This window comes from Paenibacillus sp. V4I9, assembly GCF_030817295.1.
Lineage (GTDB): Bacteria > Bacillota > Bacilli > Paenibacillales > NBRC-103111 > Paenibacillus_E.
On record NZ_JAUSZE010000001.1, the window covers coordinates 1787937 to 1802883 of the forward strand.

The 14947-nt window shown below is 47.2% G+C and carries 9 protein-coding genes; all 9 read left to right on the forward strand.

Going from position 1 to position 14947, the window contains the following annotated elements; genetic code table 11:
- The first annotated feature begins 102 nt into the window (after positions 1–102).
- The 9 genes from QFZ81_RS08420 to QFZ81_RS08460 all read left to right on the forward strand — a co-directional run bounded on the left by QFZ81_RS08420 (position 103) and on the right by QFZ81_RS08460 (position 14895).
- Positions 103–1890: a family 43 glycosylhydrolase gene (locus QFZ81_RS08420; protein WP_307602264.1), complete on the forward strand. Its 1788-nt coding sequence runs from the start codon at positions 103–105 to the stop codon at positions 1888–1890.
- 83 nt (positions 1891–1973) lie between these two features.
- The gene (locus QFZ81_RS08425; RefSeq protein WP_307602266.1) at positions 1974–3566 is read left to right on the forward strand and encodes a cache domain-containing sensor histidine kinase; all 1593 of its coding nucleotides are present in this window, start codon (positions 1974–1976) and stop codon (positions 3564–3566) included.
- Positions 3553–3753, forward strand: coding sequence for a sensor histidine kinase (locus QFZ81_RS08430; RefSeq protein ID WP_307602268.1), 201 nt, complete (start codon positions 3553–3555; stop codon positions 3751–3753). The genes QFZ81_RS08425 and QFZ81_RS08430 overlap by 14 nt, the downstream gene beginning before the upstream one ends.
- A gap of 3 nt (positions 3754–3756) precedes the next feature.
- Positions 3757–5361, forward strand: a complete 1605-nt coding sequence (locus QFZ81_RS08435; RefSeq protein ID WP_307445687.1) for a response regulator transcription factor — start codon at positions 3757–3759, stop codon at positions 5359–5361.
- 116 nt (positions 5362–5477) lie between these two features.
- Positions 5478–7061, forward strand: coding sequence for an extracellular solute-binding protein (locus QFZ81_RS08440; RefSeq protein ID WP_307602270.1), 1584 nt, complete (start codon positions 5478–5480; stop codon positions 7059–7061).
- A gap of 27 nt (positions 7062–7088) precedes the next feature.
- The gene (locus QFZ81_RS08445; protein ID WP_307602272.1) at positions 7089–8045 is read left to right on the forward strand and encodes an ABC transporter permease; all 957 of its coding nucleotides are present in this window, start codon (positions 7089–7091) and stop codon (positions 8043–8045) included.
- Between the two features lie 13 nt (positions 8046–8058).
- Entirely contained in the window at positions 8059–8952 is an 894-nt protein-coding gene (locus QFZ81_RS08450) for a carbohydrate ABC transporter permease (RefSeq protein ID WP_307602274.1), read from the forward strand.
- A 24-nt stretch (positions 8953–8976) separates the two neighbouring features.
- On the forward strand, positions 8977–10989 hold the full coding sequence (locus QFZ81_RS08455; protein ID WP_307602276.1) for an alpha-L-arabinofuranosidase C-terminal domain-containing protein: 2013 nt from the start codon (positions 8977–8979) through the stop codon (positions 10987–10989).
- Positions 10990–11040: 51 nt separating this feature from the next.
- A complete protein-coding gene (locus QFZ81_RS08460; protein ID WP_307602277.1) occupies positions 11041–14895 on the forward strand; it encodes a carbohydrate-binding protein in 3855 nt (1284 codons plus the stop codon).
- Positions 14896–14947 lie beyond the last annotated feature (52 nt).

The following is a 14947-nucleotide window of genomic DNA, read 5'->3' on the forward strand; positions in this document are numbered from 1 at the left end:
TTGATGTCCATAATCCTCACCCGACGTACTGCTTATTCTATTAAAAAGTTGTACCAACCACGATATACTTAATCCAGATTATTTTATGAAGGGAAAAATACAATGAACAGTGATTTTATTAGTCAACCACCTCATCCTGAAACGGAGTGGTCCGCCTGTACAGGCTATTCTGAATCTGCAGTAATGATAGAACGGATTTTGGATGTCTCCCTAAAAGATGCCAGTATTTGCTCAGGGCCGGATCATCTATACTATTTGACAGGTACGACAGATGGTTCAAGCTTGCAGGTATGGACATCCGCAGACCTAAAAACATGGACGGGGCCAGCCGCCGTATGGAGCTTGGAACAAGAGGGAACGTGGCAAAAGGAGAGCGATGGCCCCTTTGGTATTTGTGCGCCGGAGATCCACTATGTAAAAGGAACGTTCTGGATCACATACGGGTTGAAACAAGGCGGCACCGGTTTGCTCAAAAGCTTGTCAGCCTCTGTCATGGGCCCTTACCAGGATATGGGGAAGATAACAACCGACGGGCAGGATTCCTCTTTATTTGAGGATGAAGACGGAGTTGTTTATTGGATTTACAGCAATGGAAAAATCGCCCGAATGAATGAGGACATGACCGGTCTTGAGGAAATTCCCCGGATGGTAGAAGTGCAGCCTTGGAAGGTCGCGGGGCGGGAGGATCATCCATCGTACATACGGAATCTGCAGGTAGGAAGTTACGGGGCTTTTTTATACAAGCGGGATGGGTACTACTATATGTTTTGTGCAGATGAGCTTGAGAGGATGGGCAGCGATGCAGTAGATACCTTTGTAACGGTGAGCCAATCGATCTATGGTCCATACAGCCGACGGTATCTGGCACTTCCCAATGGCGGACAAGTCTCATTATTTACCGGACCGGAAAATCAGCTGTGTGCATCCTTTACGGGCTGTGGCAGCTATTCACCGGTGGAACATTATCCTTCCGTTGTACCCATGTCCTTTGCAGGCCAGGGATTCATCAGACCGATGGAGGGAACAGTGCTGGAGAAGGGAGCTGTGGGAAGTCTTAGACCCGTCGGGGATTTCCTGATTCGGGATCCCCATATTAGCACAGGACCGGATGGGATGTATTATTTGACGGGGACTTCAGACAAGCCGCATCGAAATTTTTGGGACCGAAATAATCAGCTTCACTTGTGGAGCTCAAATGATCTGAAGGAATGGAACCATGTGGCCAAAGTATGGGATTTATCCGAGAATGGCACATGGGAGAACAACATATATGAGAATCCGTGTCTTTGGGCCCCAGAGATGATCTATTTGTACGGAACATTCTGGATTACTTATTCGCTAAAAGGCGGAGGCACCGGGTTGATTAAAAGTATATCTGGAAATGCAGAAGGACCGTATATCGATATGGGTCGCATGACGAATACGGATATTGACTCCAGCCTGTTCCAGGATGATGATGGTCAAGTATATTTTGTATGGCAGGACGGTAAAATTGCCAGGATGAAGAAGGATATGACAGGCTTTGCGGAGGACCCCCGCAAGTTGCTGTGCTCGGATGGAAAGCACGTAGGCTATGAGGGTGCATTCATCGTGAAGTATAAAGGCAAGTATATTCTTGGTGCTGCGGAATGGAATGGCGATAAACGAGTGGATGGTACTTATGATTTGATGTATGCCGTTGCGGATGAGTTGTACGGCCCTTATACCCCAAGACGGATGGCAGTACCCCATGGAGGCCACGGAACGATGTTTATCGATCGTGACGGCAGACTCATGTCTACATTTTTTGGTAATGATCGGACCGCTCCATTTCGGACTCGTGTGGGAATTGTCCTGCTGGGGGCCGAAGAGGATGGAGAGGGGCTATGCATAGAGCCTTGTTGTGAGTAATATAAAAACATGAATCATGACCCTGATCGGGCTGGATTCATGTTTTTTTCTAATATTCGTGAAATGGAAAGGAGCTGACGGTCATGAAGTTTTTCTCCGTAAAAAAGTTGGTTTCACCTACGGTAAGCATCCAGGGGAAAATCTTTGTCGCATTCAGTCTGGTTACTCTGATTGGAATCGTTGCTGTGACAAGTATTGTTTATTTGTACATGAGAGAAACGGTGAAGAATAATGCGATTACTTCCGTTACGGAAAGCATACGCCAGGCGGACGAATCCTTAAATCTCCGACTGGAGGAAGTTAGTCGATTAAATACGGTGGTCGCTACCAATAAAACGGTGCTGGATACACTGCTTAGCAAGACGGAGGAACCCAGCTACGAGTGGTTCCAGGAGCAAAAGCGGATCGAGGAGTTTTTATCCGCTTTGATTGCCTACAAGCCATATATTTCACGAGTTGCCGTCATAGGGTTGAACGAAAAGGTGTTTTTTGTCGGAACCCCATGGCTCGACAAGAACATTTTATACACACCGATGATGGATTATTTACTTCAAAATGGCTCAGGGCATGCTTATTTTCATCAAACCGGTTTCAGTGACTCCATTGTGACCGGGCGCGAGCTCCGATATAACCGTAATTTAATCGGTATGGTGATGTTCGATCTGAATGACGAGTTCATTAAGAAAATATATGATGTCAAACCTACATCGGACAGTATGTTGTATGTGGTTGATAGGAACAACGAATTTATTTATCAACCCCAAACAAGCGCCCTTGACAAGGCAGTGATCATTGGGCTCAATCAGGAGACGTCCGGTTCAGATCGTTCGGTTGAAAGGGTCATCGGACAGAAATCTTACCTGGTCATCACACGGAAATCGGATTATACGGGATGGTCCACGGTGGCACTCGTTCCTATGAAGTCTCTCTTAACTGAAACGACGCGGATCCGAAATGTATTAGCCACTGTAGCCATTATTGTGTTTATAATTATCGTCATCGGCACTTTACAGGTTTCCTCGAGAATCACAAGAAATATTCGAAGGCTGAGATCCATGATGATGCATGTCATGGAAGGCAATTTGACGCTACCGACTATCGAAATTCATTCCAAGGATGAAATAGGTCAACTCTATCACGTATTCAAAAGTATGGTAGAGGAATTAAAACGTTTACTTGAGGGAATCGTGACGACCGAGAAAGAGAAGCGTGAGGCGGAGTTGGCTGTTTTGCAGGCTCAAATTCGCCCCCATTTTCTGTATAACACGCTGAATACGGTCAAGTATTTGGCCAAACTTAACGGAGTGCCGAATATTGTTGAGGTATCGGAGTCCTTGATCGAGCTCATGCGCGGTGTATTGGGGAATACGAATGAATTTCTTTCCCTGCAAGAAGAGCTGCAGTATGTCCGCAGCTACGTCAATATTGAAAAATACAAATATGTGGAGCCCATCCATGTGAAGATAGAAGTCGAAAATGAAGAGCTTTTACAGTTCAGCGTATTGAAGTTAATGCTGCAGCCTCTTGTGGAAAATGCCATCATTCATGGGCTTTCCTCCTCGGAGCACGAGGGCCTGGTGTTGATTCGCATCTACGAGGAAAACAAAGAACTGAGAATCGAAGTAAGAGATAACGGCAAAGGGATGTCAAAGGAACAGATCGATGCCGCTGTTTGAAGTGAATAAAGTCCAGACGAACACACGCTTCAGCGGCATGGGAGTTCGCAATGTGCACGAACGCATTGTTCGACTGTTCGGGGAGCCTTACGGCGTGTTTCTTTATAGTGAGCCAGATACCTATACCACTGTGCAGATCAGATTTCCATTGGTGCCGGGTACGGATCGAAAAGGGCAGGAGGAATGAGGAATGTTTCAGGTATTATTGGTTGATGATGAGGCGTTGGCACGTAACGATGTGAAGAGTATGTTGGATTGGGAAAAGCATGGATTCACCATATGGGGTGAAGCACATAACGGATCTATGGCGCTTTCCATGATGGAGCAGCAACCTCCGCATATCGCTATCTTGGATGTGAGCATGCCGTTAATGAATGGGGTAGAACTGAGCCGTATGATCAGAGAGCGGTTTCCCAAGGTTAAAATGATCATGCTGAGCAGCTTTGACGATTACGATTATGTTCGGACCTGCCTCATGAATGGGGCTATGGATTATTTGCTCAAGCATCGCTTGAACGCGGGAGCTCTATTGACGCTTCTGGATAAAGCGGTTCAGGAATTGCAGAGTGAAGAACGGGAGCATGAAGCTCGAAGTGCTCAAACCCAAATGATTGAACGTCTAAGTCCGGTTATTCTTCGCGAGCATGTAGCTAATTTGGCTAGAGGTGTACAAGAAGCCGGGGAAGTGCTGCAGTCTTATGCACGGGACAATGATCTGTATACCAGTTCCATCACTTATGGAACCGCAGCTGTACAAATCGTACCTTTTCTGTTGTTGACAGAGTCCTTTACCGATGTGCAGAAAAATCGGTTTGTTCAGCAAGCCACGGAAGTCATGCAAATGGCAATTGGCGACATTCAGAAGCGGACGGTAGGCTATGTGGGGGAGGGACGGTTTATTGTCCTGTTTTCTTCGGAAGATCGAAGTGAACATACGGTTACAACCCAAATCAATCAAGCCACGAGCTCCCTTGCTCATTCTCTCGAGAAATTCCTTAACTTAAAATGCGTCTATGCCATGGGGCCGCTATGCGGAAATTTGCGGTTGGTTGGCTCCAGCTATACCAAAGCAAACCAGGATATAAACGTCATGTTCGATCAAGGCTTGAACGCATCCATCCTGAAAGATTCTCTTTTTATGGATGAACAGAAGCAATTGCTGCTTTTTCTGGAGCAGTTGGATGGGGAAAGAATAAATCAAATCATTTCAACCATTTTTGCTGCACTGCGTAGTCAGCCAGTCTACGCAATGACAGTGCAAATCATTGTAAGCGAAATGCTTCATCTTGTTGAAAGGGCATGGAAGCGGCATTTTCCTCATTCATCCTTAGAAGATAACGGGCTCATCCCCTCGAGGAATGAGCTTGGGCGAATGGGAAGCGTTGCTGAGCTAGAGAGATGGTTGTTAAACTACTATGCGCGAATTGTTGGGGCCATCAAGAAAGAGCATGCAGGGGGATCCTATTCGCGCCATATCTCGAAAGCCATACAGTTTATCACCGATAACTATGCCTCCAACATATCCTTGGACATTACGGCGAGTGCCCTTAATCTGAATCCTTCCTATTTAAGCAGATTGTTCAAAGAGGAAACGGCTATGACCTTCACAGAGTATTTGAACCGGGTTCGTATTAAAACGAGCTGCATGCTTATGGAATCCGGCACCTATGCGTTGAAACAGATTAGCAGTGAGGTTGGATTTTTGAGTTATACGTACTTTTTTAAAGTGTTTAAAAGCATAACAGGAATGACACCTCAGGCGTACATGGATCATCTAAAACCGTCAAAAAAGTAGAATGGAAAGTCATAAATGTTGAATCATCCCAAAGAATGAATTAACTATACTTAGATCACCCCTTAGAAAACGCTTTCTTATAAGGGTGAAAACAACTTGATCGGAGGAACGAAAGAATGAAAAGAAATTGGGGGACGGTACTGCTTTCAACTTTAGTAGTATCCAGTATGACACTAAGCGCCTGCAGCTCGGATACCCCGAGCAAAGAGAAAGAGGGCAAAACTCAAGCCGATGATGTGAAAAGTGTGTCTTCAGCTGGATTTCCCATTGTGAAAGAGCCGCTTAAGCTGAAGATGTTCACAAGAATTGCGCCAACCAATGGACCTTTTAAGGATATGCCCGTTTTCAAGGATTTCGAAAAAATGAGCAATGTTCAAGTTGAATTTATCGAGGCACCAACGGACGGTTTTAATGAGAAGAAGAACCTGTTGTTTGCATCGAATGAGCTCCCTGATGCTATGTACCGCTCAGGTCTTACTCCTTTGGAGGCTATTCGCTATGGCACTGGCGGTCAATTAATCCCGCTAGAGAAACTGATAGATTCGTACGCGCCTAACCTCAAGAAGCTAATGGATACGTATCCAGAGATTCGTTCCGCCATTACAACACCTGAAGGTCATATTTATGCCCTGCCGGGTATTGTAACTGTAAACGCTGCCAGAACCGATAAACGCTGGATGAACCAAGTATGGCTGAAGAAGCTGAACCTGAAGGAACCTGAGACTACGGATGATCTGTACGAGGTGCTGAAAGCTTTCCGGGATAAAGATCCGAATGGCAACGGCAAACAAGACGAGCTTCCGATGACTGCACGTAACGCCTTGAGTATCGTACCGATCATGGCCGGATCATTTGGTTTGGATTTTCAGTTAGGTTATAACATTAACCTGGAGAATGACAAAGTTAATATTTGGATGGGAAGCGATCGGAATAAAGAATTGTTGATGTATTTAAATAAGCTGTATTCGGAAAAACTGCTGGATCCGGAGCTTTTTACCCAGAAGGAAGCTCAATATTTGACGAAGCAAGGGACAGGAAATACCGGCTTCTTCTTTGATCAGACGAACAATCCCATGCTGGATACGAAAGTGGCCGATCAATATATCGGTATAGCTCCGGTCAAAGGCCCGCATGGTGACAGACTGCAGTTGGCCGCTCCGGTACCAAGGGATTTTGGAGCTTTTGCCATCACCTCGGTGAACAAAAATCCGGAAGCAACGATGCGTTGGGTGGATTATTTCTACGGCGACGAAGGATCCACGTTACTGCGATTCGGTCGCAAAGGCGAGAATTATGAATTACGCGATGGGATTCCTTATTATACAAATGCCTTCCTGGCGACAGGCAATCAATCCAAAATCACCCCTTACGCCGGAGGTGGGGCGCCGCATCTGATCAGCGAGAATGTAGCTTCTTACATCAATCCGCCGCAGGTTCAGGAAGCCCAAAAGAAATTGGATCCTTACATGCCGAAGATTCGCTATGCAGCCCCTATGTTTGACGAGCAAACAGCCCAACAAATCAATGTGCTGCGTAACGATATTGATAAATATTACGAAGAGCAGAGTACAAAATTTATTGCAGGCGCTCTCAGCTTCGATAAGTGGGGAGAGTTCCAGAACACGTTGAAGAAAATGAAAATGGACGAGCTGCAAAAGCTGTACCAGGTCGCCTACGACAACCTCAAACAGCAAAAATAAGCACCAATGACGGCTGGAGGGCTACAGATGAACAATACGGCAAGTACGGCGGGCGCCTCGTCTCGATCCAAATCGAGGCGCTCCAGCCTCTTTAAATCAATGAGTAGTCGATACGATCTCTATCTGATGCTGCTCATTCCTATCACATGGTATCTTGTGTTCCATTATGGGCCTTTGTATGGTTTGCAAATCGCGTTTAAAAACTTCAGTCCGGCCAAGGGGATCAGCGGCAGCGCGTGGGTGGGCTTTGATCATTTCCAGCGCTTCATAGAATCTTATTATTTCTGGAGGCTGCTGTGGAACACCATTTCGATTAACTTGTTCTCTTTATTGTTTGCTTTTCCAATTCCCATCCTTCTGGCTTTACTCATTACTGAAATCCGTAACAAAGCATTCAGCAAAATTGTGCAAAACATTACGTATATCCCTCATTTTATCTCCATCGTCGTTATGGTAGGGATGCTGATGGTGTTTTTATCTCCGCGAGGAGGTCCTGTGAATACGATTATTGAGGCATTTGGCGGATCACCAGTTCGATTTCTCGATTCGGCGGCCTGGTTTAAGTCGATCTTTATCGGTTCCAACATATGGCAAAATATGGGATGGCAATCGATTATCTATATTGCAGCGCTCAGCGGAGTCAATCCGCAGCTGTATGAAGCGGCCAAAATGGATGGAGCAAGCCGGTTGCGGCGCATCTGGCACGTATCCATTCCAGGCATTCTCCCGGTCATCGTCATTTTGCTCATTCTCGATGTCGGACATTTCATGAATGTCGGTTTTGAGAAAATTTTGCTCATGCAAAATAATTTGAATTTGGAATCAAGTGATGTCATATCTACCTTCGTCTATTCGGCAGGTATTTTAAAAGGGGAGTACAGTTATACAGCTGCCATAGGCTTGTTTAACTCTGTAATTAACCTGGCGTTGCTGTTACTCGTGAATCGCTTTGCCCGTAAAAAGGCGGAGACAAGTTTATGGTGAGGAGGGCCATGTGATGAAGGAACATACGCTCAAGAAAAGGAAGTCGGATGAAAAATTATTCGATGCCGTGGTCAGCGCATTGGCCCTCCTTATCGTCGTAGTAGTGCTGTACCCGCTAATATTTATCGTTAGTGCTTCCTTCAGTGATCCTGCACTGGTGCTGAATGGGGAAGTGGTTTTACTGCCTAAACAGATCACTTTGGAGGCATATCGGAATGTCTTTCAAAACGATCAAATCTGGAACGGATATGGGAATACCATTCTGTATACAGCAGTAGGTACGGTCATCAACCTGATCATGACGACATTAGCAGCCTATCCGCTGTCGAGACCAGACCTGCCCGGGCGGGGAATCATTATGTTTTTTGTAACACTTACGATGTTTTTCAGCGGGGGTCTCATTCCATCTTATCTCCTTGTGAAAAATTTAGGTATGGTGGATACGATGTGGGCGCTAGTTATTCCTGGCGCAATTACCACCTATAATCTAATTGTCATGAGAACCTATTTTCAATCCAGCATCCCTTGGGAGATTCAGGAAGCAGCCCATATCGACGGGTGTTCGAACTGGAAGTTGTTAACACATGTGATATTGCCGCTATCCAAGCCGATTTTGGCTGTCATGATCCTGTTTTATGCGGTTGGTCATTGGAATTCATTCTTCAATGCTTTGATCTATATTCGCAGCAAGGATATGTACCCGTTACAACTTGTGCTGCGTGAAGTGCTGATGGTCAGTCAGGCGGATGCGGTTGACAGCAATGTTGGTCTGGAATCCAAGATACTGCTGGCTGAGAGTATTAAATATGTGGTGATTATTATTTCCAGCTTGCCAGTACTGCTGATGTATCCTTTTGTACAGAAGCATTTTGTGAAGGGCGTTATGATTGGTTCATTAAAAGGATAACGGATGGAAGGAAGCGTTGTGTTCATGCAAGCAAGAGCTAAGATCCAGGTGAAGACGAATCAAGTCAGTAAAGACAGAATTAATCCTTACATATTCGGGCATTTTGTGGAAGATATCCGTGATCATATGGATGCGATGTTGGCCTATCCGCTTGCGGATATGGATTTTGAAAGTGCAGACGTGACATGCAGAGGGCTTTCCGGACGCTGGCGTCCTTATACGAACGGGAAGAGTACTCTTTATACGCTCGAACCCGCTGCTGCGCATCATTCCGGACATAGTCAGCGGGTACGAGTCTATAGCGACGATGAGGCTTATGCAGGTCTGAGCCAAGCAATTGCTGTAAAACAGGACCCGGATGGCTATTATTTGGCTCTGTATGCACGAGCTTCTATCGAAATCAAGTATGTTGTAGCAGAGATTGTAGATAGGAAAAGTGAAGAAGTTCTTGGTTCCACGCGAATCGATGTAGTGAGCCATAATTGGAAGCACTATGAATCGCGACTGACGGTCAGTCGGTCTTGTGAGCATGTGGAGTTCCGATTATATGTACCTTTGGAGCATGAACGCTGGCTGGATCATGTATCCACGGGGATGCTTTGGTTAGATCATATTTCGCTGCTTCCTTCTGATAGTGTAGGCAATGTTCGCAAGGAAGTTATGGAAATGACCAAGGACTTAAACGCCGGTATGATGCGGCTTGCAGGGAATTATATTAGTGCCTATCATTGGCAGCAGGCGATTGGCCCTGTGTATGAGCGCCCCAGTGTCATCAATGAAGCATGGGGGGGCTGGACGAATAAGTATTTTGGAACGGATGAGTTTATTGGGTTTTGTCGTGAACTGAATGTGGAGCCTCTGATTTGTGTAAATGATGGTTCGGGTACTCCGGAGGAAGCTGCCGAGTGGGTTGAGTATTGCAATGGCGATGCGAATACCCCCATGGGAAAACTGCGGGCTGCTAACGGGCACGCCGAGCCGTATGGCGTGAAGTACTGGGAGATCGGCAATGAGGTATGGGGTGGGTGGCAGGTCGGGCATTGCAGTGCCGAGCAATTCGCAGAACGCTATATGCGATTTGCCCAATCTATGAAAGCAATCGATCCAGGGATTAGGCTGCTCGCTTGCGGTAATGAGAAAATGGATTGGAACATAACCTTGCTGGAACGAGCTGCTGAGCAGATCGATTACTTAACCTTGCATTTGTATCACGGATACAACCGTTTTGGGATGAATGCTCATACGCCGAAAGAAGAGCGCTATAAGGCGATCCTCTCTTATCCGGAATGGACGAGGGAAACCGTAAAGCAATTAAGGGAGATGTTCGGATCATCCGCCCGTTATGCTCACCTGAAATTGGCGATCACCGAGTACAATATGATGTATTATCCGAATACCATCCGCAAGGGTCTTCCGAATGAACACACCTTAGAAGCTGCGGCTGCAAATGCAGCGAATTTGAATGAATACATTCGAAATAGCGATTTGATTGAAATAGGCAGCTTCTCCGACCTCGTCAACGGCTGGCTTGGCGGATGTATCCGAGTAGGGGATTTCTATGCGGATCAGTTTCGCGGTAAGTCCGCTGGCAGAAGCGAGAATTCCTTAACCGTGTATGGCACTCCAAGCTATTATGTTATGAAAATGTATGCAAACCGAGACTTGGGCTATGTCGTTCAGAGTCATACCGAATGCGGCAGCTTTAAAGTGGGTAGCCTCATGCCTGCTGCACCACAGCTTGATAACCTGCCAAATTTGGACGTCGTGGCTTGTACGAATATTCGTGGCGATAAACTGACGATCTTTATGGTGAATCGAAGTCTCGAAGCTACGCTAACCGACGTGCAGTTGGACGGATTTGCCGAATCGGGCACAGCCCGTCTGTTGGAAGTAACAGCGGATGATTACGAATGTTTCAATAGCGTGAATCATCCGAATGCGGTGGTCTGCGAAGCTCATGAATTATCAGTAATGAAATCTCAAGTGACCTGTCAGCTGAGGGCGTCATCCGTCTATGTATTAGAAATCAGTCGCTAACGGGGTAAAGGTCTCACTGCTAACGGTAACAGGAATAGGAGCTGATGATAAATGAAAAAATGGTTGACGGGAATTCTTGCTTTTGTCTTGATCATGTCTTTTCCAGCATCAGGATTCGCTTACAGCAATCCGCAAATCGTACCAGACTCATGGCGTTGGGATAATGGGGATTTTTATGGGGAAGGCGATCCGTTCATCTTGAAATTTAACGGAGTCTACTATCTGTACACCAGTACGGTGGACGATAAGCCAGGTGTGAAGGTTTGGTCGTCGGAAGACCTAGTGCATTGGGAATATCACGGTCTGTGTGCTACGGAACCGGTTACGAAAGGAGCCTATGCCCCGGAAGTTGTTTACTGGAACGGCGATTTTTACATGTATACGGCTCTGCTTCGGGATGACGGTACCACGCAGCGCGGTCATCGCGTGCTGAAGAGCTCCAGTCCTACAGGTCCTTTCACAGCCCAAACGGGCAACAAGGTAAATGGCATTGACGGACACGTATTCATTGACGATGACGGACAATGGTACTTCTACAGCACGGGCAATGGCAATATCGACGCTCGTCCAATGTCCGATCCTTATACGTTCGGAGAGAAATCGAATACCGGAGCCGTGATGAATGGTTGGACCGAGGGTCCGACGGTAATCAAACGCAATGGAAAATACTATATGACGTATACCGGAAACCACGTATGGAGCGATGCTTATAGGGTGGATTATGCAAGCAGCGCGAATCCGGTTACGGGCTTCGTGCCGGCCGCATCCCAGAACCCGATTCTTCTAGACTCGGAAGGAGACCATGTCGGGCTTGGGCATAACTCCATTGTTCGTGGTCCCGATCTGGATTCCGATTATATGGTATACCACAGTCATGCCAAACCGGGGAGAAATCTGAACCTGGACCGGATCGTATGGAACGGGGATAAGTTGCTCGTGCTCGGTCCCACGACATCCGAACAGCCTGACCCGGCAATGCCTGAGTTCAGCGACCGGTTCCAAAGAAATGGATTGGGCGATGATTGGAGGGTTGTAGACGGAGGAAATTGGGGAATCCGGGACGGTAGTACATTGTATCAAGATGCAATGGGTGAACCGGAACAATCTCATAAGCTTCTATCCCAGAAAGCGACGGATGACAACTTCACGGCGGAGTTTAACCTGAAGCAAGTAGAGCAGGGGAGCAGCTCGAACCCGCTGTTGGGTGCAGTATTCTCCTACAAGAATGAGAAAAATTATGGTGTTGCCGTACTTAACGCCAAACAAAATCGTTTGGAGACCGTTTTCCGCGTGGACGGCAAGGATACAGACCGGGTAACGACCCCTCTTCCGGATGGCTATGATTATACGAAATGGCATCAGATCCGTTTGGAGAAGGAAGGTTCCGACTATCGCATCTATGTAGACGGCATGTTGAAGCAAACCCGTTCCGTCGAACGTCTTGGCAAGGGCAAGATCGGTTACACGACAACGGATGCGCAAGCGGATTTCGGATATGTCGCGTTTAGCAACAAGGTGGGCGGAAACAGCGCCAACGCCGCTTACAAGCCGATTCCCGGCGAGATCCAAGCCGTCCATTTCAACCCGAAAGGAAATGGCAAGTCCGATGGCAATGGCGATCAATCCAATATCGCCGAAGATCCGGATGGCGGTTATCATGTCGCATCGTTCAATAAGGGGAATTTGCCATATAACGTAAATGTATCCGAAGCGGGAACCTATGATGTCGTAATCAGGTATGCCTCAGCATCCGATGCGCGAGTGAAGCTTGAACTCGATGAATCAACCGAACTGACAGACATAGTACGGCTTCCTTCAACAGGAGGTGCGGATCAATGGAACAATCTGGTGATAAAGGATGTCAAGCTTCCGCAAGGGCTGCATAAGCTCAAAGTGATAGCCGTCGGGGGGGCGTTTGATTTTGCCTCTCTGAAGTTGAGCCGCTCCGCTGCAGCGATCCCCCTATCCGATGATTTCAATGACGGCAACGATTCTGACTGGAAGAAATTCGAACAAGGCTGGCGGGTAGATACCGGGGAATCAGCTCCGTTTGACATTCCCAAGCCGATCCCGGGTATCATCGAAGCGCCTTTCTACAATACGGGCGGTGAAGGTATTGCCTACCATGATAATACTCCTGAAAACATCGGCGGTGCATATCGAGGCGATTCCGTGGATATCCGTACGAACAATAATTTCAACAGCCTTAACGTCGGCTGGAACCAGGCCGGCGAATGGCTCAAATACAACATCGACGTGAAACGCGCGGGAATGTATAAGATCGAAGTAACGGCAGCAACCACGTTCAACGATAATCAAGCGCGTATATGGCTGGACGATCATACGGATCTGACCGGTGCGATTAATATACCGAGTACCGGGGGCTGGAACAATTGGCAGACAACGGTGTCCGAAGGCGTCTATTTGCCGGAGGGCCGGCATGCGATTACCTTCGAAACGCTTAAAGGCGAGTATGACTTCGCAAGGCTGAAGTTCGTTTCCTTCGACGTACCTAAATCTCTTCCGGGCGTTGTAGAAGCCGTTCATTATAACACAGGTGGCGAGGGTGTCGGTTACCATGACAATACGTCAACGAATATCGGCGGCCAATATCGCAAGGATGCGGTTGACATTCGTGTCAATCCGAAAGGAGGCTGGAACGTCGGTTGGAACCAGACCGGCGAGTGGTTGAAGTACAACGTGGGCGTTGCCAAGTCCGCTGCCTATGACGTCAGTGTCCGGATCGCAACAGGGCTTGACGGCGGGAAAGTCCGGCTGTGGCTTGATGATACGACCGATTTAACTGGTGTCGTGGATATTCCCAATACCGGAGGATGGAATAACTGGAGAAACGTCAAGCTTGGAGACTTAAAACTTCCGGAAGGTGACCATACCATCAAGGTTGAAATCGTCCAGGGCGAATATGATTTCGCTAGTCTCTCGTTTAATACGTTACATGAATCCCAGATGCTTCCCGGGACCGTTCTTGCCGTGGATTACATGAATGGAGGGGAAGGGGTTGCGTACCATGACAATACGCCGGACAACATTGGTCGTCTATACCGTACCGATGCCGTCGATATCCGTATGCTCCCGGAAGGGTTCACGACGGGTTGGAACCAAACCGGCGAGTGGATGAAATACAATGTGAATGTCACCGAAGCAGGTTCATACAAGCTGGATTTGCGAGTGGCTACAGGCATGGAGGGCAGTCAAGTCAGACTTTGGCTTGATGATACAACTGACCTTACAGGTATTATCAATGTTCCGAACACAAGCGGTTTTCACGAATGGATGACGGTAACGAAAGAAGGAGTTACCCTTCCCGCAGGCAATCACACCATCAAGGTGGAAATTGTAACCGGCGAGTTCGACTTTTACAGCTTCCGTTTCCACAATGACCCGATCGTTCCTAAACAAGGCGTATACAAATCGCAACCGAAAGGGTATCCGAAATCGGTAATTGGCGACAGCAGCTGGTCGGACTATATCGTGGAGACGGATATCAAGTTGGGCGCAAATACGCAAGCGGGAGGTAACGCAGGCATCATTTTCCGTGTAAACAATCCCGCTGACGGAACGTTATTAGGGCAGAACAGAAACGATTTCCTTCAGGGCTACATCGCATACCTGACCACAGATGGCGTGCATCTGGGCAAATTCAATTATAACTACCAGTACTTGACCGGAACGGCGCTAGTGGGCACGGTTGGGAATTGGCAGCATATGAAGGTAGTTGCGAGCGGCACTAGGATCAAGGTTTATGTTGGGGATATGGAAAAACCCCTAATTGATTTCACGGATCAGAGCGGGACAGCTTTCACGCATGGCAAAATAGGGGTTAGAAGCTTCAACAGTGAAAGCTTAATCGATAACTTCATAGTGACGCCGAATCCGGCGGAATAAACGGCAAAATCACCCTCTTCTGTGGCCTATCTGGCACAGGAGAAGGTGATTT

What these genes read in the sequence shown, in the direction of transcription:
- QFZ81_RS08450 (WP_307602274.1), top strand. Translation starts at nt 8,059, where the DNA reads ATGAAGGAACATACGCTCAAGAAAAGGAAGTCGGATGAAAAATTATTC.
- QFZ81_RS08435 (WP_307445687.1), top strand. Translation starts at nt 3,757, where the DNA reads ATGTTTCAGGTATTATTGGTTGATGATGAGGCGTTGGCACGTAACGAT.
- QFZ81_RS08460 (WP_307602277.1), top strand. Translation starts at nt 11,041, where the DNA reads ATGAAAAAATGGTTGACGGGAATTCTTGCTTTTGTCTTGATCATGTCT.
- QFZ81_RS08420 (WP_307602264.1), top strand. Translation starts at nt 103, where the DNA reads ATGAACAGTGATTTTATTAGTCAACCACCTCATCCTGAAACGGAGTGG.
- QFZ81_RS08425 (WP_307602266.1), top strand. Translation starts at nt 1,974, where the DNA reads ATGAAGTTTTTCTCCGTAAAAAAGTTGGTTTCACCTACGGTAAGCATC.
- QFZ81_RS08440 (WP_307602270.1), top strand. Translation starts at nt 5,478, where the DNA reads ATGAAAAGAAATTGGGGGACGGTACTGCTTTCAACTTTAGTAGTATCC.
- QFZ81_RS08455 (WP_307602276.1), top strand. Translation starts at nt 8,977, where the DNA reads ATGCAAGCAAGAGCTAAGATCCAGGTGAAGACGAATCAAGTCAGTAAA.
- QFZ81_RS08430 (WP_307602268.1), top strand. Translation starts at nt 3,553, where the DNA reads ATGCCGCTGTTTGAAGTGAATAAAGTCCAGACGAACACACGCTTCAGC.
- QFZ81_RS08445 (WP_307602272.1), top strand. Translation starts at nt 7,089, where the DNA reads ATGAACAATACGGCAAGTACGGCGGGCGCCTCGTCTCGATCCAAATCG.